Raw genomic sequence first — 22,070 nt, 5'->3', positions numbered from 1 at the left:
GGCGAAAATCACTTGTTTAAGTAGATTTTTATGTTATATTAGTGCAGCTGCACGGTGCAAAAAAATGGAATAATTTATACGTAAGCGTGCAGTTATTTACAAAAATCAACAAAAAATTACAGCTAACATGGAACCAATGGATACTGTTTCGGAAGTGATAGACCACCTCAGGGAAAAAGGGTATACCGTAGATTTTAATTTAAAAGGCGGCTACCTTGAAACCAGCGGCGACTACCTGCAGCTGCATCCCAATGAGTTCGTAATCGACAAACATTACCGCTTTGAAGGCAACTCCGACCCTGAGGATGAGGCTATTGTGTATGCAATCTCATCAGCTAAACATCAAATAAAGGGTGTGTTGGTAAACAGCTACGGCGCCTACAGCGATCCGTTAACCGACGACATGGTTAAAGCGCTTACAGAAAAACACCTTTAGTAGTAACCAAAGGTAGGAATACCTGTAAATATTGCTTTTAACTGCACTAGTTAACATTTTTGATAGTAAATGTTAACTTTTGTTTTATCTGAAAAAGGGCGGAATATATAGTTTTACGGCTAACCAAATAGCCTAAAGTGCTTGCCAAAAACTATACCGATGTATCGCCGCGAATAATGCGCGTAGTAACACCCTTAACACAAGGTGATTGCTTTACTGTGTCATCCAGAGTACATACCGGGTTTGACGGTCCTATACATTATCATGAAGAATATGAGCTTATATTGATACTTAACGCAGCTGGTGCCAGGCGTATAATTGGTAACAGCATCGATATTGTAAAAGGTGCCGAGCTGGTATTTATAGGGCCGAATTTGTACCATGGGTGGGTTAATTATCAATGCCAGTCGGATAGTATACAGGAAGTAATAATCCAGTTTCATAAAGACCTTTTTACCGACGATCTTTTAAACAGAAATGAGTTTTGTCTTATCAAGGCTATGTTTAATAACGCACGCCGAGGAGTGAACTACAGCCAGGAAGCAATAAACGAAGTTGTTGATAAGTGCTTGTTGCTGAGCCAAAAAAGCCAGTTTGACCGGGTTTTAGACTTGTTGTCTGTTCTGCATACCTTATCCAAATCCGAAAAATACACTTTGCTTTCTGATGCCGGTTTTGCTAATGATAGATACACCTACAAAAGCCGCAGGATAGAGAATGTGTATGAATACCTGAAAAATAATTTTGAAAAGGATATTAAGCTAACTGACGTGGCCTACGTAGCTAATATGTCGGTGCCATCATTTTGCCGTTTCTTAAAAAAACGTACCGGTAAAACCTTTGTAGAAACATTGAATGACATAAGGCTCAGCCAGGCGTCGCGTTTGTTAATTGATACCAACCTTAACATAGCCAGGATAGCTTATCTGTGCGGATATAACAACCTGTCAAACTTTAACCGCATATTTAAAAAGAAAAAGTTATATGTCCCCAAAGCATTCAGAGAGATTTACACCTTAAAAAGTAATGTATATAACTTAACGCGCTAATAACAATTATACAAAACCCGCATATTTTGAAGCAATTTACCTATGGTAACAATAACTCCATCTGCATTTTGGCATAACCTGGGTAAATTAATAATGTAACTTTTTTATTAACGATGTTAATAAAAAAGTTACATTATTAATGTTGGTATGACAATTATTATATATTTTTACTAACGGTAATAATCCTCCACTATTACCTACGCCAATTATGATGTTATGAGTTTTAAGGTTTTTTTATGCTTTATACTATCTATTGTGATGCAGCAAACTTTGTTTGCGCAAAACGATATTTATAAGTTTTCTCATTTAGACATAACCAACGGCTTGTCTGATAACCAGGTTAACTGGATATTTAAAGATAAGAAAGGGTTTATGTGGGTAGGTACAACATCGGGCCTTAACCGCTACGATGGTTATAAATTTAAGGTGTTTAAGCACGATATTAAAGATCCTAATTCGTTAACCGAAAACCACGTTCTACGTATTTGTGAAGGCCCCGCAAATAAGTTATGGATATTTACCCATAGCGGTATTAGTGTTTACAACCAGGGCACCGAGAAGTTTTCGAACAATATAAGCGCAGAACTTGCACCCTATAAAATTAAAACCAATCAAATTTTTTCAATAAAAAAGGATAATGATGGTAATTTTTGGTTTGTAACTAACAAAATGGGCTTATATAGTTACAACCCGCGTGATAACACTACAGAATACTATAGCCAATCTTCTGATTCGAACGGCAAACTTCATTCAAACTCCATAATGGATATAGTTGGCGGCCCTAACCATAGCGTATGGTTTGTGTATAATGACGGTGTTATAGATCAATTAAATACGTTTACAAAAAGGATTGTTACAAGGTTTGATGGAATAGCAAAATCCAATGGTTACTCGGTACAGTTTAACAACATCATGATGGATAACAATAATAACCTATGGGTTTATTCTAACGCTGGGCCGTTAGGGGCATATTGTTATAATACAACAACAACAGCGCTACAGCAGTTAAATAAGGCAAATGGCAAACTAAACTCCAATATAATTAATAGCATAGTACAAGCCGATGATAACAAAATATGGATAGGTACAGATCACGGCGGCATCAATATATATGATCCTGCTACAAAAAATGTAACCTATCTGTTAAGTAAAGAGGACGACAATAAATCTTTAAGTGGTAATAGCATTGTATTGTATAAAGACAATACCGGTATTATATGGGCGGGTACATTTAAACAAGGCCTAAATTATTACCATAGTGGTATAATGCAGTTCCCTTTATACAGGCACATCACTACAGATGCTAACAGTTTGCCTTTTACAGATATAAACGGATTTGCCGAAGATATAAAAGGAAATATTTGGATTGGTACTAACGGCGGTGGGCTAATATATTTTAACCGTACCACTAAAACCTACACTCGATACAGGCACGACGCTGCCAACCCCAACAGCCTGTCGAACGATATTATCATAAACCTTTTTATTGATCACGAACATAAATTGTGGATAGGTACTTATTACGGCGGTTTAGACTGCTATGATGGCCAAAAATTCACCCATTATCGCCATAACAATGGTATACCCGGCAGTATAACTGATGACAGGGTTTACAGTATCATGGAAGATTCGGGTAACAACTTATGGGTTGGAACCTTTGCAGGCGGATTAAATATACTCGATCGTAAAACCAACTTGTTTAAGCACCCTAATTATCGCATGAGCTCGGACTATACAGCAATGATATATGAAGATAGGAAACAAAACATTTGGATAGCCCGCGATAAAGGTATTGATGTAATAGAAAATAAAACCAATAAAGTAAGGCATTACGCATCTCAGCCAAATAACGTTAATAGCCTTATAGGTAATGATGTGAATATTGTTACTGAAGACAGCCGTGGATTAATATGGATAGGTACAAAAGATGGCTTAAGCATATTAAATACCCAAACCAATAGATTTTTGAATATAGAGGAGGGCATAAACTTACCCGCCAATAATGTATCTAATATTTTAGAGGACAATACGCACAGGATGTGGGTAAGTACCACAAATGGATTGGCCAACATTCAAGTGAATAAAATTGATGGCAGATATAAGGTCGAGATAATAAATTATAACGAGTTAGATGGTTTGCAGGGCAGGGCCTTTAACCTTAACGGAGCAATTAAATTAAGAAGCGGCGAATTACTATTTGGCGGTATACATGGCTTCAATCTTTTTGACCCGCAAACTGTGGACAGATTTAAGCCATCGCAGCATTTGGTGTTTACAGATTTTCAGTTATTTAATGAAAGTGTAGGAGTAGGGGAAAAAGTAGATGGTAAATTGATACTGGCAAAATCGATATCAGAAACTAAGGAAATTACGTTAGAGCATAACCAAAATGTATTTAATATTGAATTTGCCGCCTGCGATTACTTTAACCCCAATAAAGTTAAGTTTCAATATAAGTTAGATGGATTTGATAAAGACTGGATAACATCGGTAGGGAATAACCGTAAAGCAACATACACCAACCTTGACGGCGGAGATTATACTTTTAAGGTTAGAACACTGGACGCCAGTAACCATAGCGATAATAACATTATAACGCTTAAAATTAAGGTTTTGCCCCCATTCTTTAAATCTACTACAGCGGTTATAAGCTATTTTATATTTGCTTTAAGCTTATTACTATTTATACGCCACAGAGGTATACGCAAATTAAAAATGCAGTTTGAAACCAAGCAAGCAAAGCTGGAGGCAGAGCGTAAAATTGAACAGGAACGCGAAGAGGCCCGTCGCATGCATCAGCTCGATTTGATGAAGATAAAGTTTTTTACAAACGTAAGCCACGAGTTTCGTACACCATTGTCGTTAATATTATCCCCGATTGACGACTTAATAAAGACAACAGAAAAGCCGGCTAATCACCATCATTTAGTCACCATAAAGCGTAATGGTAAACGATTGTTAAACCTGGTTAACCAACTGCTTGATTTTAGGAAGATGGAGTATAATGAGCTTAAACTTGATCTGAAAAAGGGGGATATAGTTCATTTTATCAAGGAAGTATCGGCATCGTTTATGGATGTTGCCAAGCAAAAACATATTCAATTTATAATCGAAAGTGAGATATGTGCTTACATAACCAATTTCGATCATGATAAAATAGAACGTATACTATTTAACCTGTTGTCAAACGCATTTAAATTCACACCATCCGGCGGATACATAAGTGTAATGTTAAGCTTTACGGTAAACGATAGCCTGATTACAGATGGAAAAACCTTAGAAATTAAGGTAATAGATACAGGTATTGGTATTCCGAAAGAAAACCAGGCTAAAGTATTCGATAGATTTTACCAGGATACCCTGCCCGAGAATTTACTAAATCAGGGTAGTGGTATAGGCTTGTCAATCACAAAAGAGTTTGTTAAAATGCAGGGCGGTACAATTGAAATTGAGAGCGAGCCTGATTATGGTAGTTGCTTTACAATAAAATTGCCGGTAGGTGCCCAAATGGATGGTGATGTATTATTAACTGATATTGAAGTAGATGAAGATGACCTGTCGGTTTTGTTTAAAAAGGCGGATACAGTTTTATTACCAGGCAAAAAACAAACTATTTTATTGATCGAGGATAATGATGATTTGAGATTCTATCTGAAAGACAACTTAAAGCAAAATTTTCATATTGTTGAAGCGGTTAACGGTAGAGATGGTTGGCAAAAAGCATTAGCAATACACCCAAAGCTTATTGTAAGCGATATTAGTATGCCCGAGATGAATGGAGTTGAGCTTTGTAAAAAGTTAAAGGAGGATAGCCGTACATCGCATATACCGGTAATACTGCTTACAGCATTAATTACCGAGGAAGATCAATTAGCCGGCTTAGGTAGCGGTGCCAATGATTACATTTTAAAGCCGTTTAACTTCGAAATACTTTTTTCAAAGATCCAAAACCTGTTGCATATGCAACAAACGTTTAAAAATACTTTCCAGAAACAAATAGAGGTACAGGCGCAGGATATTATAGTTGTGTCTGAGGATGAGAAATTTTTGAAAAATGCCTTTGATTATATCGAAAAGAATATCACTAACCTTAATTTTTCTGTAGAGGAACTAAGCAGGCATTTAAACCTAAGCAGGGTGTCGCTTTATAAAAAATTATTAACGCTTACAGGTAAAACACCGGTTGATTGTATTAGAACCGTGCGTTTGAAAAGAGCTGTTCAGCTTTTAGAAAAGAGCAAGCTAAGCATTGCTAATGTTGCTTATGAAGTTGGCTTTAATAACGCAGCTTACTTTGCAAAGGTCTTTCGCGAAGAGTTTGGCATGCTACCGTCTGAGTATATTACCGATTTGAAGAGTAAAGAGAAAGAAAACGAAACGATTTAATACGTTTTGCTTTAGTTAAAACATAAATTGTATACACGTTAACAAAACTGTTATTTGCTTTAATAGCACCTGGTTAAATTCGCAATCATAAGCTTTCCAATCGGTAGTAGATTGAGATCAGTTGGTAATTAATTACAAGCGTTCCGTATATGAGATACGGGGCGCTTTTTTTTCAAAACATCATTTTTATTAAATAAATGTTATTTATACATTTATAAACCCGATCAAACCAAATTATTTAGTTTAAGTACTAACCATTATGAACACTAGAGTAAAATTTGTACTCATTATCACTGCTATTTTATTGAATAATAATATTAAAGCCCAACAAAAGGCTGTAGCCCAAACCCCACCTATGGGGTGGAATAGTTATAATAGTTATGGGTCTGCTGTGCACGAGGATGAGGTAAAAGCAAATGCCGATTACATGGCTAAATACTTAAAAGCTTACGGTTGGCAGTACGTTGTGGTTGATTTTTTATGGTCGTATGATAATCCGCCGGGAAGCAACATAGGTAACCCATTTCAAATGCGTTTGTGGGATGGCTCATATGTGCCATGGTTAACAATGGATAAGTGGGGCAGGTTATTGCCACAGCCCAATAAATTTCCTTCGGCGTACAAGGCTAATGGCTTTAAAGCATTAGGCGATTACATACATAGTAGAGGTTTAAAATTTGGGATACATGTTATGCGTGGCATACCAAGACAGGCAGTTTGGGCTAAAACGCCGGTTAAGGGCACCGATGGCATTACAGCTGATATGATTGCCGATACTAACTCAAAATGCCCGTGGATGAATCATATGTATGGTTTAAATATGCAGAAACCAGGTGCACAAGCATACCTAAATTCGTTGTTGCAGCTTTACGCTTCCTGGGGAGTTGATTTTATTAAAGTAGATGACCTTTCGCGCCCTTATAGCAACGCCGAGGTTGAGGGATATAAAAAGGCAGTAGATAATTGCAAAAGACCAATTGTTTTAAGTTTATCACCGGGAGAAACTCCGGTAAGCCAGGCAGCGCATGCCGCCAAGTATGCCAATATGTGGCGCATGGCCGATGACTTTTGGGATAATTGGAAAGAGGTATTGCACATGTTTGACTATGCTAAAAACTGGGAGGGTGTTGGTGGCCCCGGCCACTGGCCCGATTGCGACATGATACAAATAGGTAAGCTATCTAAACGTGGGCCTGTAGGTGAGGAGCGTTATAGCCGGTTCACTGAAGATGAGCTGTATACGCATATGACGTTTTGGAGCATTTACAAATCGCCGTTAATGCTTGGGGGGAACTTACCCGAAAATCGTGCATTAGAACTTAAGCTATTTACTAATGCCGAAGTGTTGGCAGTAAACCAAAAGGGGGCCAATCCCCGGCAGCTTTATAAAAGGGATGGTGCAATGGTTTGGTATTCGCAGTTACCCGGAACAAAAGCTATTTATGTAGCATTGTTTAATATAGCCGATAAACCACAAATAATATCTGTTGACTTTAACGAAGTAGGTATTAAAGGAAACGTAAGCGTAAGAGACCTCTGGAAGAAGTTGAATATTGGTAAATACCAAAAAAGTTATCAGCACAATATCAATGCACATGGTACCGTTTTACTCAAACTCGAGCCGGTTATTTAATACTTTTTAAACAACGGCCCACCGTTATAGCGAGAATTAACGCATCATTAAAAGCATAGTAAGTGCAATTTAATTGCATTGCTATGATTTTAACCATTAATTAATCTTTCTCATTTATCTATTCTAAATTTATATAAACAGCTGTATATTAGTAGTTTATATATGATTAACATTTGTTATATAAACATTAACATTTGTGGTACTGTATGAATTTATACGGTAATACATTTACGTTGAGAAAATAAGACCCATACTCCAATGGTCTTATTTTTTGAAACCAATTTTAAACTTTAACATAAATGTATGATGAGAAAACTACAAATTAGAAATGTTGTGGTATTAATCGGCTTAACCTTATCGCTCTTTTTGATAGGTACGGCTGCCTATGCCCAAACCAGGCAAATTACTGGTACGGTAACTTCGGCCGATGGGGTAGTCCCCGGAGCCTCTGTTTCCGTAAAGGGGACTACGATAGGCGTGATGACCGATATTAACGGCGCCTTTAGATTATCGGTACCCAATAATGCTACCTTGGTTGTAAGTATTATTGGTTACGCCACGCAAGAGGTTAGCGTGGGTAGTAGTGACACTTACACTGTAAGGTTAACTACAAGCACAAGCGCTTTAAACGAGGTGGTAGTAATTGGTTATGGTACTGCTAAACGACGGGATCTGAACGGTTCTGTAAGTTCTGTTAATGCAGAAACTATTGCAAAATTACCTGTTCCATCTTTAGACCAGGCATTACAGGGCCGTGCGGCCGGTGTTCAGGTTACTGCAAATGACGGTGCCCCGGGCGGTAACACTACAATCCTGATCAGGGGTGTAGGTAGTTTAGCCAGCGGCGGTAACAACCCTTTATATGTAGTTGATGGTTACCCGCTTGATGGTGGTATAAATAACTTTAATCCTAATGATATCGCGTCGATAGATGTATTGAAAGATGCATCAGCAACGGCTATATATGGTATAAGGGGTGCAAATGGTGTTATTATAGTAACCACCAAAAAAGGAAGAAAAGATGGTGTACAGCTTTCTGTAGATGCATACAATTCCTTTCAGATGGAGCCTAAAAAGTATAAGCTATTAAATGCGCAGCAATGGGCCACTTTGGCAAACGAAATTGCAGATGCTGATCCAAACTTCGTTGAATTACCTAACTGGCGCAATCCAAACTCGCTTACCAATGCAGATTGGCAAGACGCCCTTTACAGAACCGGCAAAACACAAAACTATAGCATTGCAATACGTGGTGGTAGTGATAAGGTTCAGTCATCTACATCTATTGGTTATTACGACCAAAAAGGTATCGTGTTGGGATCGTACTTTAAACGCCTTACTTTGGGTTTAAACTTAGATTACCAGGCAACAAAATGGCTTAAATCTACTACAAGTGCTAAATACACTTATCAAACAACTAACAATCCTTATGGTACCGGTGCTTTAGGTAATTTAACACAACTTATACCAACCCTTGATGGTGGTAACGCCGCAACGAGTCAAATAAAAGACGCAAACGGCAACTATGGCTTTTATAACCCAATTAACACGTATACTGCTAAATACAGCAACCCTGTTTATAGCTTAGAAAACAACGAGTACGAAAATATTGGAAACCTTTTCTTAACAAACTCTGCATTAGAAGCTACTCTTTTACCGGGGCTTAAAATTAAAACAAACGCAGGTATCAGGCTTAACACCTACTCAGGTTCTTTCTACCAGCCCGAAGATACCCGTATACAGCAGCAGTATTCGGCAGCGGTACCAACCAACGCTTTATACAGCCAACGCCAAAATAATACATTTGAGTGGCTTTGGGAAAACACGATATCGTACGACAAAACTATCGGCGATCATACCATCAACTTTGTAGGTGGTGTTTCTGAACAAAGCAACACATTTGTAGCCAACGGCGGTAGTGGTATTCCTAAAAATAGCGTTATCCGCGATTTAGCACAGCTTAGCAATTTCCAGTTTGATAATGAAGGTAACGGAAAGTCTGTTTACACCTTAGCATCTCAATTCGCTAGGTTAACTTATAAGTTTATGGATAAATACTCTATAAACGGTACTGTAAGGCGCGATGGTTCATCAAAATTTGATAAAGGCCACCAATACGGTGTATTCCCTGTTGGGGGTGCTACCTGGAGAGCAAAAGAAGAGTCATTCCTGAAAAATGTTAACTGGCTTACCGACTTAAAATTCAGAGGAAGTTATGGTAAAACAGGTAACCAGGGTTCTATTGGCTTGTTCCAATATCAGTCATTGTATTCAACTGGTTTACCGGCTGCCAGCAGCGGCAACTTAGGTTATCCGTTTAATAAGCTATATCAAGGCGGTATTGCACAAACTCAACCAGCTAATGACAAACTTAGGTGGGAAACTGATTACCAAACAGACATAGGTATGGATGCCGCATTTTTAAATGGCGACCTTACCTTAACTGTTGATTTATTTAAAAGATCTTCTAAGGATTTCTTATTAACGCTTGCTGCACCGGCTCAATCAGGATATAACTTCCTGACCCGTAACGTAGGTAGCATGGAAAATAAGGGTATTGAGGTAGCAATAAACTATAACCACAGTACAAAAGACTTCCATTATGGTGTGGGGTTATCTTTGTCTGCTACAAAAAACAAGCTTACAAGCATAACATCAGGTACAAACTTTGTAACCAACTTTGGCGGTTTAGGTTTAACCGGCCCGGGATGGGGTGATAATACCTTTACCAAAACTTATGTTGGCGGTTCGGTTGGCGAGTTTTATGGTTACAAAACTGTAGGCATCTTCCAAACACAGGCACAAATTAATGCATTAAATGCAACTGCTGCGGCTAAACATCCTTCAAACCCATATTACTACCAGGTAGGTACATCGCCGGGCGATCGTTACTTTGCTGATACCAATGGTGATGACCAGGTAACTACAGCAGATCAGGTTAGTTTAGGCAGCCCGTTACCTAAATTTTACGGTGGCTTAAATTTAGATGCATCATATAAATCGTTTGATTTTAATGCTTATTTCTATGGTGTATATGGTAACAAAATATTAAACTATCAGCAAAGCTCGTTACAAAGCTTCCAAAACCGCGGTTTTGTGGGTGTTGAAAACGTTAGTTTAGATTATTACCAAAACCGTTGGACACCATCTAATCCGTCAAATACATATACAAGAGCTACTTATAGTGACGCGCTTATATTAAGCAACGTTCCTTCAAGTACATGGATAGAAAATGGTAGCTTTTTAAAATTGAAAAACGTTACTGTTGGTTATACCCTGCCTAAAACAATAACAGACAAGGTTGCTGTTTCAAAAATAAGGGTATACTTTTCTACCCAAAACCTTTTCACAATTACAAGTTACACCGGGCTTGATCCTGAGATCGGTATACAGGGAAGCAATCCTACACAAAATGGAATTGATAACGGTACCTACCCAGGTTCTAAATTTTACACTGTGGGCTTAAACGTAACTTTTAAATAAGAAGATAAATATTAAGATTATGAAAATGAAGAAAAAAAATATTGCCCTTATAACACTGTTCGCGGCGTTAATGATGCCGTTCGCATGTAAAAAGGACTTTTTGACGCAAACCAATAGGTTTAAATCTACTGCGGATGCAACTTTTCAAAAATCAGGAGATGTTGTTGCGTTAGTAAATAGCATTTATGATGGATACCAAAACAGTGATTTGCTGAAGAAAGCGATATGGTATTACGCTAACTTTCAAACACACGATTTTTACAATTACGGGGCCGATGTAGCCTGGAATAACTATCAGATCAACTCAAGTTTTGGTGCACTTTCGGTATTGTGGAACAATGCTTATGTAGGTATTGCACGTGCAAACTCGGCATTTGATATTATAGAAAAAGCAAAAAAAGAAGGAGTTGTTACATCTGCATTGGCGGACCGCCTTACCGGCGAAGCATACTTTTTACGTGGCATGACTTACTATTACCTTGCAGGTTCATTCGGTGGCGTTCCTTTGGAATTAAAGTCAGCAACCGATGGGTTAACACCTCGTAGCTCACAAGACGAGGTATTTAAGCAAGTAGTTGCCGATATGAAAAAGGCCGAAAGCCTGTTACTATCTAAATCTACTTTAGATCCAAAGGATTTAGGCCGTGCTACAAAAGGTGCTGCATATGCCTATGAAGGCGCAGCGCAAATGTGGTTGAAAGATTATACAGCTGCTTTAGCTGCTTTCAATAATCCTGAATTGACTAACAATTATCATTTATTATCAAATTTTGCCGATGTGCATGAATTTGATCATCAAAACAACGATGAATCAATATTTGAGATTCAGTTTGATGTTCAAGGTTCACAAAGCTGGGATGGCGGCTGGCAAAATGGTGGCGAAGTTGCATGGATAGACGACTTTAGCTGGCCGGAAGAAATATCAGGCTTTGGTTATGATTATGCCAACCCGGGATTATGGTATTCTTACCAGGCTGGTGATAAACGCAGAGCGCTTACGGTTATCGGCCCTGGTGATGAAAACGTGAGCCCTGGTATCATCGCTAAATGGGGTGGTATAAAAGGCTATCCTTCAGTAGTAGGTGGCTTTGCAAGTGGTACAGCTCGTTTCAAGGACGATAACGGAAATATTATAAACACATGCGGGACGCTTACAAGGCCATGGTATGGTGTATCAGATGAATTACGTTCTGGTTACTATAACGCAAAAAAATGGCGCGATCCGCAGCTTACAGGTAGCACAGGTGCACAGGTGATATTTGGATCGCAAAACCAAATATTGATGCGCTATGCCGAAGTATTGTTAAGCAGGGCCGAATGTAAGGTTCGTACAGGTGATGTTGCCGGTGCAATGGCCGACCTGAAAAAGGTTAGAGACAGAGCGTTTGGTGGATCGGCACCTGCTGTTATGAAAGATGGCTTAAGGTACAACGGTACACCGGCTGCCCCAATAACCGACCCATTACAAATGGTATTAAGCGAGTACAGGCACGAACTTACAGCCGAGTATTCTCTGTTCTACAATTTGCGTAGAGCCGGCCCTGGTGTTGCTGCAGCATTTATAAAAGCCAACTATGGTACAGATGCAACTACTACGCCACAGCCTTATCCATATGGCCCAACAGCTGATGGTAAAGCGCATGGTGTTTATCGTACCACTCTACCGGAGGGTCGCGATATATTACCTATTCCGCAGGCTGCAATAGGCTTAAATCCAAACCTTACTCAAAACCCGGCATACGGGAACTAAATAAAGTTTGTCTTTTAAAAAAGGCTTTCTCCAAAAGAGAAAGCCTTTTTTTACTAAATAAAAAATACCCTCAAAATGGATGTAAAGACAAATATTCTACATACATTTTGTGTCAGTAAACCTACCCCTAAATTATATGAAGATCTGTTACAGTATTTGTTGTTTATTGTGTTTGATGTGCTTGTTTGCATGCAAGCAAAAAACAACATTTCAAAAAATATCGTCCTTTCATTCAGGGATTGATTTTGAAAATACAATTACCGAGAATGATTCGATAAACCCGCTCGACGTAGTAAACATTTACAATGGTGGTGGTGTTGGTGTTGGCGATTTTAACAATGATGGCTTACCTGATCTGTATTTCTCAGGTAATATGGTATCAAATAAGCTTTATCTAAACAAAGGGGATTTTAAATTTAAAGACATTACCGAAGAAGCCGGCGTTACAGGGATGGGGCGCTGGGGGCGGGGTGTTAGTGTGGTGGATATTAATAATGATGGGTTAATGGATATATATGTTTGTAATACCATATATCCGGACTCGGCCAGAAGGCGCAACCTGCTTTATATTAACCAGGGTTTGGATAAAGACGGCATTCCGCATTTTAAAAACATGGCCAATGACTACAATTTGCAGGCAGGTATCGAATCTACAATGGCCAGTTTTTTTGATTATGATAATGATGGCGATTTGGATATGTACTTAACGGTAAATAATGCAAGTTCCACTTACAACCCCAATATATTCGGTTCGGCAGTTAGCCGTAACCCGCACATTATTACCGGGAAGCTATTTCGTAATGATTGGGATAGCAAACTAAAGCACCCGGTATTTCATGATGTTACCATTCAGGCGGGGCTTACTATAAGCGGCTTTGGTCACTCTGCTTCAACTGTTGATATGAATGGCGACGGATGGAAAGATATATATGTATCTAACGACTTTATATCCAATAATATACTATACATTAATAACAAGAACGGGACGTTTACCGACCGCTCGAGAGAGTATTTTAAACATACATCGTTAAATTCAATGGGGCAGGATGTGGTCGACATCAATAACGACGGACTTGCTGACGTAGTTGAACTTGACATGAACCCTGAAGATAACTTCAGAAAAAAGATGATGCTTGGCCCTAATAGCTATCAGCTTTTTCAAAATTTCGACATGTTTGGTAACGAATATCAATATGTTCGTAATACACTGCAATTAAATCAGGGTAACAGGCTAATGCAAAACGATAGCATTGGCAGCCCCGTATTTAGCGAAATTGCCTTTTTAAGCGGAGTAGCGCAAACAGACTGGAGCTGGACACCTTTAGTACAGGATTTTAATAACGATGGCTACAGGGACATGATAATTACCAACGGTTTCCCTAAAGATGTATCTGACCGCGATTTTATGACCTACAGGCAGCAAGCCTATGCAGCGGCATCTAAAGAAACCGTGTTAAAACAAATTCCCGAAATTAAGCTGCATAACTATGTGTTCAAAAATAATGGCAACCTAACCTTTCAGGATGTAAGTAACGATTGGGGATTGAGCCAACCGACGTTTTCAAACGGAGCCGTATACGCAGACCTGGATAATGATGGTGCGATGGATATGGTGATAAACAACGTAAATGATAAAGCATTGGTTTACAGAAACACGTCCCGCGACAACGAGAAAACCGTGAACAATGCCCATTTTTTACAGATAAGTTTTAAAGGTGAAAAACAGAATATAAACGGGGTAGGTACGATAGTTAATATCTATTACAACGGTAAACAACAAGTGTATGAAAACACACCATATCGTGGCTATTTGTCAACCGTTCAAAATATAGCTCATTTTGGTTTGGGCGGCACTACCACACTCGATTCGGTAATTATAAAATGGCCCGGCGGTAAAAGCCAAAAAATGTTTAATGTTAAAGCTGATCAGCGACTAAAAGCAGATGTTAAAAATGCAAAAGACGGGTATCAATTATACAAACCAGAAATAGCGTTTAAGGCATTGTTTAAAGAAGTAACCGACTCGTTAGGTATTAACTATAAACACAAGGAATTCGCTTTTGTCGATTTTAATATTCAAAAATTACTACCACACAAATTATCAGAATATAGCCCCGCATTAGCTGCAGGCGATGTTGATAATAACGGCTTGGATGATATTGTTATAGGTGGTAACTCGAATAACCCTGCACAACTATTCTTACAGATGCCAAATGGCAAATTCAAACAAAAAGATATGTTTGCCACCGAGGAAGGTATGGTGAGATATAAAGATGCCGGCCTGTTATTATTTGATGCAAACGGAGATGGTCACCTGGACCTATATGCAGCAAGCGGTGGCTACGAAGCTCCGGCTAATAGCGCCGAATATAAAGATAGGTTTTACATAAACGATGGCAAGGGCAATTTTATACAAGCTACAGGCGCTATACCGGCAAACTTTACAAGTAAAATGTGTGTAAAGGCATGCGATTATAACAAAGATGGCAAACCCGATCTTTTCATATCCGGTAGGGTTGAGCCCTGGAGCTACCCAAAACCTGTATCGAGCATTATTTTGCGAAATGATACCAAAAACGGGCGCGTAAAATTTACCGATGTTACAGCGGAAGTAGCGCCAGCTTTAAAGAACATAGGCCTTGTTTGCGATGCCTTATTTACCGACTTTGATAATGATGGATGGCCCGACCTTATAATGGCTGGCGAATGGATGCCGGTAACTTTCCTGAAGAATGACCATGGAAAATTCACTAATATTACTTCACAAACGGGCGTAAGCAATAAGTTTGGCTGGTGGAATTCAATTGTCGCCGGAGATTTTAGGCACACAGGACGAACCGACTATATTATTGGAAACGTTGGTGAAAATACACTGTTAAAAGGTACAGATAAATATCCTGTTTACATTACCGCCAAAGATTTTGACAAAAGCGGTTACAGTGCTATACCGTCTATTTTTTTAAAGGATAAAAATGGCGACAAAAAGGAGTTTCCGGTGCAGGGAAGGGATGACATGCTAAAGCAGATGATAAGCATGAAAAAGAAGTTTACCAATTACAAATCGTATGCTTTGGCTACCATGGATGATATATTATCGCCTGAACAGAAGAAAGGAGCGTTGCGACTTAAAGCCAATATGATGCAATCGTGCTATTTGCGTAATGACGGTAATAACAAGTTTACGCTTATCCCTTTACCTACAGAAGCACAGGTATCGGTAATTAATGGCATGGAGACAGGCGATTTTGACGGAGACGGTAACCTTGATGTAGTTTTAAATGGAAACGATTATGGTACTGATGTATCTATAGGCCGCTACGACGCCCTAAACGGCTTAATGCTTAAAGGTGATGGCAAGGGTGGTTTTAAACCTTTAGGTATAATGCAAAGCGGTATCTATATCCCTGGGGATGGTAAAGCATTGGTTAAGCTAAGGGACACTAAAGGAAACCTGATATTAGCCGCCAGCCAAAATAAAGATTATATGAAGGTATTTAAGTTGAAAAAGCAAGTTAAAACAGTTCCTGTAGGCCCCTCAATAGCTTATGCATTAATTAAACATCAAAATGGAAAGGTTGATAAACAGGAGTTTTATTATGGGTCGTCTTTTTTATCTCAATCAACAAGGTTTTTAAATATAACTCCCGATGTAGAAAGCATATCGCTTTATGATAATAGCGGAATAAAAAGCAGTATAAAAACACCTTAATATAATTGTATCTTAATAGCACTATAAACACTTAATTATGCTGTATTCATAATACCCCAATACAGTTTCAGCAAAATTTAAAAAATGAATAAAAAAAATTATTATGCGTTAGTTGTTGCCATTGCATCCTTGCCTGGCTTTAATGTGGCCCGGGCGCAGGCTGTAAAAAATCAAGCCAGTGTTGTATCATTATACGATATGTCGGCATTTGCTGCGCCCCCTAAAAACTGGGTGTTGGTGGCAAACGCAACAGCCGATTTGGATAAGGCAAATGAGTTTTCGATTGCTAAAGGTGGTGGGGTATTGGTAAATGTTGTAGATGAGAAAAATCCCGGTCACGATTTGTTTTTTAATCTACAGCATGGCGACATAGACCTTGAAATGGATTATACAATGGCTAAAGGCGCCAACTCGGGAATTTATTTACAGGGGAGGTACGAAATTCAGCTTTTAGATAGTTGGGGTGCAGTAAATCCAAAATCAAGCGATAATGGAGGGATTTATGAACGTTGGGACGATAGTAAACCTGATGGCCAAAAAGGATATGAGGGCCACGCGCCACGCCAAAATGCAAGCCGTGCGCCTGGTTTATGGCAACATATTAAAATTTCTTTTCAGGCCCCACGGTTTAATGATAAAGGAGAAAAAATAGCAAATGCTAAAATACTTTACATTTGGCTAAATGGCGTTTTAATACAGGATAATGTAGAATTATCGGGCCCTACACGTGGGGCTTTTGATAACAAGGAAAGTACTACGGGACCCTTACGTTTGCAGGGCGACCATGGTGCAGTTGCGTTTAGAAACATTAGTTACACTAATTTTGATAAGCCACATCCCGAAATTTCTCAATTAAAATATTCAGTTTACAAAGGAAACTTTGCTGCCGAACCGGATTACAAAACATTAAAAGCCGAAGGAAGCGGTATTACAGCTAACCTTACCTCAAACGAGGTGAAACTGGCTAACGAATTTTTACTGCACTATACCGGCGTTATTCATATTAACGAGGCTGGTGAATATAGTTTCAGGCTGAGTGTGCCCGGCGGTAAAGGCGCTTTAAAAATAGATGGTGTAGCGGCTGTTCCTGCAAGTGAAAATAGGGGAATGGGCAAAATACAATTGCAGGCCGGAGATCACCCCTTTGAATTGTTTTATTCAAAAACAGTAGATTGGGCTAAGGCCGCTTTAGGCTTAACCGTTGCGGGGCCTGGTGTACGCGAATACTTATTAAGCGACGGTAACGTAAGCTCAAACGATGCCGTTGACCCTATACTAATTAATGCCACAGAGAATACCATATTGCGCAGTTTTACCGACTTGCCGGGTGGTACAAGGGTTACGCATGGTGTTAATGTAGGTAGTACGCAACAAGTGCATTATGTATACGATTTAGATAATGGTGTAATACCGCAAGTTTGGCGCGGTGGTTTCTTAGATGCCACCCCAATGTGGCACGAAAGGGGTGATGGTTCATCACGACCTGCCGGCTCTGTTCAGTTTTTAGGTAAGCCGGCACCTGCAATTCAAAAGCTGGTAAGTACCGATGCACCATGGGCAGCAGATACTACAGGTATGGGATATAAACCTAAAGGTTATGTGTTAGATGCTGATGGCAGGCCAACGTTTAGGTATATCACTTACGGTACTTGGGTAAACGATGCCAGCGTGGTAATGGATAACGGACAGGGCATACATCGCGAGGTAACTATTCAAACGCCGTTTACAAACTTGTATATGCGTGTAGTAACTGCCAATAAAATTGTTAGCCTTAAAAATGGCTTGTACGCTATTGATGATCAAGCCTATTATATCCGGTTAGATGATATGGGTGAGGCAAAGCCCATTATTAGGGATGCCGCCCGAGGTACACAGGAATTAATAGTTCCCGTGCAAAAAAAACTAACCTATTCTATCATTTTTTAATTAGCGATCATGAGTTATTTAATAAAGATAATGACGAACAAAGCATTAATGTTTATCTGTTTAATAACAGTTGTGTTATTAAAGCAAACACAGCCCGGCTATGCCCAGGCAGAATCACCAAAAGAGGACGACTTTTTTAAGATAATGAAGGTGCCCGCTCCCGAAGGCACCATATTAGAAGTTGGCGGGCTTTGTACATTGCCAAATGGTACGCTTGCGGTTACAACCCGTCGTGGCGATATCTTTATGGTAGAGAACCCTACCAGTCAGCATCCATTCTTCCGCAAATTTGCATCAGGCTTGCACGAAGTGTTGGGCGCTGCATGGAAAGATGGCGCTTTGTACGTTGTACAGCGCGGCGAGCTAACTAAATTGGTTGATACCAACATGGATGGCAAAGCTGATGTATTTGAAACGATATATGCATGGCCGCTATCGGGCAATTACCATGAGTATAGCTTTGGACCAAAACTGGCGCCTGATGGCTCTTTTTTCGTGACATTAAACCTTGGTTTCCCGCCCGATTGGTGGCACCCAAAAAGCTTTGTGCCTTATCGTGGCTGGGCGCTAAATATTACTGAAGATGGCAAAGTAACCCCATGGGCCGCAGGGATGCGCTCGCCTTGTGGTATAAGTATGATAGATGGTGAATTGTGGTACAGCGATAATCAGGGCGACTGGGTAGGGTCTGGTAGTATTATGCAGGTTAAAAAGGGCGCTTTTATGGGCCACCCTTCAAGCCTGGTTTGGACAGGCTTGCCAAATTCTCCATTAAAATTAACGCAGGAGCAGTTTTTTGCTAATAACAATCCGCGTATCGAGTTTGATAAAAATGGCCAGCCATTTAAACCACAAGACATAGTAAATGAAAAATATAGAACCGAATTTGAGGTAAAAAAAGAAATACCTGAATTACAACTGCCAGCTGTATGGTTGCCACATGGTATATTGGGTATATCTAATTCCGAGATAGTTAAAATACCCGAAGGAGCATTTGGACCTTTTGCCGGCCAACTGTTAGTATGCGACCAGGGACAAAGTATGGTAGACAGGGTTTTCCTTGAAAAGATAAACGGCGAGTACCAGGGTGCTGCCTGGGCTTTTAGAAGCGGTTTCCAGTCAGGGGTTGTTCGTTTAGCATGGTTACCTGACGGGTCTTTGGCTGCGGGCGAGACTAACAGGGGTTGGGGATCGGCAGGAGAGGCCACCATGGGCCTGCAACGCCTTATCTGGAATAATCATATACCATTTGAAATGCGTGCCATACGCGCCATGCCCGACGGTTTTGAGATAGAGTTTACCAAGCCGGTAGATAAAAAAGTGGCTGAAGATATCGCCTCGTATTCTGTAGATAGCTATATATATAAATATCAGGGTGTATACGGCAGCCCGCCTGTAGGTAACCAAAAATGCCCTATTACAGGTGTTAAGGTATCTGAAGATGGTTTAAAAGCCCGTATTGTAGTAAGCAACTTGCGCAGGTATTACATACATACCATTACGTTAAACGGTATACGCGATAAAGAAAATTATTTTAACCTCGTGCACCCAACTGCCTATTACACCTTAAACAATATCCCCGAAGGAGAGAAACTAAAATTTACTGAACTAAGCACTACAAACTCAACTAAAATAGGGGCAGTTAAAACAAGCCCTGTAAAAGGTAGTGCAGCGGCTAAAGCAGCTTTGATAGCTGTAAACAAAGTGCCAACTTACGATGAGGTGAAGCCATTATTGCTAAAAAATACCTGTTTATCTTGCCATAATGCTAATACTAAACAGGTTGGGCCGGCTTTTAAGGATATCGCTAAAAGAAAGTACAGCATTACCCAGATCATCCAATTGATACATAATCCAAAGCCCGAGCATTGGCCTGATTATTCTACGCCTATGCCTCCTATGTCGCAGGTACCAACAGCAGATTGCAGGAAGATCGCACTTTGGATAAATTCATTAGACAAATAATTACATAGCATAAAAAAACATGAAAAAACTGTTTATAGCAACAGCGGTTATACTGGTTTCGGTACTAACATCTAAAGCCCAAAATGCAAAGCCGGAGGATACGGAATTTTGGTCGCCGGTACCCGCTGTTGTTACGCCGGCTAAAACGCCGGGCAATGCTCCATCAGATGCAATTGTTCTATTTGATGGGAAAAACCTCGACGAATGGGTGTTAACTAACGATTCTACATCATCGCATAAATGGAAGGTTGATGACAACATCATCACTGTAGACAAAAAGGCCGGCGACCTTCAAACAAAAAGGAAGTTCACCGATTTTCAGTTACACATAGAATACCGTATTCCTGCCGATATTGCAGGCAGCAGCCAGGCACGCGGTAACAGCGGTATATTTTTAGCGGCCTTGCCTTGGGGGGCGGGTGGTTACGAATTACAGGTATTAGATAATTATAATAACCCTACTTATGTAAATGGCCAGGCCGGTAGTTTATACAAACAGTCGGCACCCTTGGTAAACGCCTGCATGAAACCCGGCGAATGGCAATATTATGATGTGATATGGACTGCGCCACGCTTTAACCAGGACGGTACAGTAAGTACCCCGGCCCGTGCTACCGTTTTACATAATGGTGTATTGGTTCAAAACAATACTGTTTTAAAAGGAGATACGCCCTATATTGGCCAGCCAAGCTATCGTAAGCATGGCCCGGCGCCAATTAAGTTGCAGGCACATGGCGACGATAGCAAACCTATTAGCTACCGTAATATTTGGTTACGTAATTTAAATAATTAGTAATAATAAATAGCGCAGCAACAATAGTTAGGTTAAAATGCTTTAGCTTTACTTGCTTTGGCTGGTTGTATTAACAATAGTACCATAGGGGAGTAAGGGCTTTTAAACCATTAAACTGAATTACGCCAATTTGATGGTTTTATTAACCACCTTTAGCCAGTGCCTTGCCATTAATTCGTGGCCGCCGGGCATAGGGTGTACACCATCCCATATCCAATAATCGGCCGGAGCCTTTGATAGCGCTTTATTAAATTCGTCCTGGAAATCAACAAATATCGCGTCAAATTCTTCTGATAATTTTTTGGCGATGGCCTGGCGTGTAGTTACCACTTCCTTCCATTTATCCCAGTTGTCTTTTACCTTACCCACAGGTAATATAAAAGGTTCGCATATCACCAGCTTAATATTAGGCAACGCTTCTTTGGTTTGTTTTAACAGCGCATGGTAACCACTTTCATAGTTTTCCGGGGTGTAAATAGGGTCGCCCATAATGGCACCTAAAGAATCATTTACACCTATCAGTATGCTTAGTAAATTGGGTTTAATATCAAGCGTATCGGTTTGCCACCTTGCGGTTAGGTCGGGTATTTTGTTTCCGCTAATGCCCCGGTTAAAAAAGTGAAACTTTTTATCAGGATGGTCAAACCATAAACGGCTTGCTATTAAACAAGCATAGCCATGGCCCATTACATGGTTCCAGTCGTTGTCTCGGGTGCGGTTGCCGTCAGTTATCGAGTCGCCCTGAAAAAGTATAACCGCATCATTGCTGATTTTTTCGGCAGATAAATTATCACTTGCCTTAAGTATAGATGGTAACCCGGCAGCTGCACCTACAAGCGCGCTTTGCCTGATAAACGACCGTCGGGAATGTGTTGCCATACTAAATATAATATTGAATTTGCTTGCAATGTACCTGCTAAGATAGTATTTTTATAACTGT

At 39.8% G+C, this 22,070-nt stretch carries 11 protein-coding genes; 10 read left to right on the top strand and 1 reads right to left on the bottom strand.

What is annotated here, in order from left to right; genetic code table 11:
• The first annotated feature begins 127 nt into the window (after positions 1–127).
• The 10 genes from FFF34_006630 to FFF34_006585 all read left to right on the top strand — a co-directional run bounded on the left by FFF34_006630 (position 128) and on the right by FFF34_006585 (position 21,130).
• Positions 128–436 (top strand): phosphoribosylpyrophosphate synthetase, encoded by a 309-nt coding sequence (locus FFF34_006630; GenBank protein TSD67067.1) that lies wholly within the window; start codon positions 128–130, stop codon positions 434–436.
• Between the two features lie 176 nt (positions 437–612).
• The gene (locus FFF34_006625; protein ID TSD67979.1) at positions 613–1,485 is read left to right on the top strand and encodes a helix-turn-helix transcriptional regulator; all 873 of its coding nucleotides are present in this window, start codon (positions 613–615) and stop codon (positions 1,483–1,485) included.
• Between the two features lie 216 nt (positions 1,486–1,701).
• On the top strand, positions 1,702–5,871 hold the full coding sequence (locus FFF34_006620; protein TSD67066.1) for a response regulator: 4,170 nt from the start codon (positions 1,702–1,704) through the stop codon (positions 5,869–5,871).
• 259 nt (positions 5,872–6,130) lie between these two features.
• Positions 6,131–7,504 carry a glycoside hydrolase family 27 protein gene (locus FFF34_006615; GenBank protein ID TSD67065.1) on the top strand — a complete coding sequence of 458 codons (1,374 nt, stop codon included), beginning with the start codon at positions 6,131–6,133 and terminating at the stop codon, positions 7,502–7,504.
• 303 nt (positions 7,505–7,807) lie between these two features.
• Complete coding sequence (locus tag FFF34_006610; GenBank protein ID TSD67064.1) at positions 7,808–10,987, top strand: TonB-dependent receptor; 3,180 nt, start codon at positions 7,808–7,810, stop codon at positions 10,985–10,987.
• 19 nt (positions 10,988–11,006) lie between these two features.
• The gene (locus tag FFF34_006605) at positions 11,007–12,737 is read left to right on the top strand and encodes a RagB/SusD family nutrient uptake outer membrane protein (GenBank protein TSD67063.1); all 1,731 of its coding nucleotides are present in this window, start codon (positions 11,007–11,009) and stop codon (positions 12,735–12,737) included.
• A 136-nt stretch (positions 12,738–12,873) separates the two neighbouring features.
• The gene (locus FFF34_006600) at positions 12,874–16,446 is read left to right on the top strand and encodes an RNA-binding protein (protein TSD67062.1); all 3,573 of its coding nucleotides are present in this window, start codon (positions 12,874–12,876) and stop codon (positions 16,444–16,446) included.
• An 84-nt stretch (positions 16,447–16,530) separates the two neighbouring features.
• The gene (locus FFF34_006595) at positions 16,531–18,372 is read left to right on the top strand and encodes a DUF1080 domain-containing protein (GenBank protein TSD67061.1); all 1,842 of its coding nucleotides are present in this window, start codon (positions 16,531–16,533) and stop codon (positions 18,370–18,372) included.
• 48 nt (positions 18,373–18,420) lie between these two features.
• A complete protein-coding gene (locus tag FFF34_006590; protein TSD67978.1) occupies positions 18,421–20,337 on the top strand; it encodes a hypothetical protein in 1,917 nt (638 codons plus the stop codon).
• A gap of 19 nt (positions 20,338–20,356) precedes the next feature.
• Positions 20,357–21,130, top strand: coding sequence for a DUF1080 domain-containing protein (locus FFF34_006585; protein ID TSD67060.1), 774 nt, complete (start codon positions 20,357–20,359; stop codon positions 21,128–21,130).
• 120 nt (positions 21,131–21,250) lie between these two features.
• Here FFF34_006585 and FFF34_006580 read toward each other — a convergent pair whose 3' ends face one another.
• On the bottom strand, positions 21,251–22,009 hold the full coding sequence (locus FFF34_006580; protein TSD67059.1) for an SGNH/GDSL hydrolase family protein: 759 nt from the start codon (positions 22,007–22,009) through the stop codon (positions 21,251–21,253).
• Between the last annotated feature and the right edge of the window lie 61 nt (positions 22,010–22,070).

Source organism: Inquilinus sp. KBS0705 (assembly GCA_005938025.2).
Taxonomy (GTDB): Bacteria; Bacteroidota; Bacteroidia; order Sphingobacteriales; family Sphingobacteriaceae; genus Mucilaginibacter.
Note: the sequence above shows the minus strand (reverse complement) of the source record. Positions and strands in the feature narration are given on the sequence as shown.

Excerpts from the sequence above, each read along its gene's own strand:
- FFF34_006630 (TSD67067.1), top strand. The coding sequence starts at position 128 with ATGGAACCAATGGATACTGTTTCGGAAGTGATAGACCACCTCAGGGAA.
- FFF34_006625 (TSD67979.1), top strand. The coding sequence starts at position 613 with ATGCGCGTAGTAACACCCTTAACACAAGGTGATTGCTTTACTGTGTCA.
- FFF34_006620 (TSD67066.1), top strand. The coding sequence starts at position 1,702 with ATGAGTTTTAAGGTTTTTTTATGCTTTATACTATCTATTGTGATGCAG.
- FFF34_006615 (TSD67065.1), top strand. The coding sequence starts at position 6,131 with ATGAACACTAGAGTAAAATTTGTACTCATTATCACTGCTATTTTATTG.
- FFF34_006610 (TSD67064.1), top strand. The coding sequence starts at position 7,808 with ATGATGAGAAAACTACAAATTAGAAATGTTGTGGTATTAATCGGCTTA.
- FFF34_006605 (TSD67063.1), top strand. The coding sequence starts at position 11,007 with ATGAAAATGAAGAAAAAAAATATTGCCCTTATAACACTGTTCGCGGCG.
- FFF34_006600 (TSD67062.1), top strand. The coding sequence starts at position 12,874 with ATGAAGATCTGTTACAGTATTTGTTGTTTATTGTGTTTGATGTGCTTG.
- FFF34_006595 (TSD67061.1), top strand. The coding sequence starts at position 16,531 with ATGAATAAAAAAAATTATTATGCGTTAGTTGTTGCCATTGCATCCTTG.
- FFF34_006590 (TSD67978.1), top strand. The coding sequence starts at position 18,421 with ATGTTTATCTGTTTAATAACAGTTGTGTTATTAAAGCAAACACAGCCC.
- FFF34_006585 (TSD67060.1), top strand. The coding sequence starts at position 20,357 with ATGAAAAAACTGTTTATAGCAACAGCGGTTATACTGGTTTCGGTACTA.
- FFF34_006580 (TSD67059.1), bottom strand. The coding sequence starts at position 22,009 with ATGGCAACACATTCCCGACGGTCGTTTATCAGGCAAAGCGCGCTTGTA.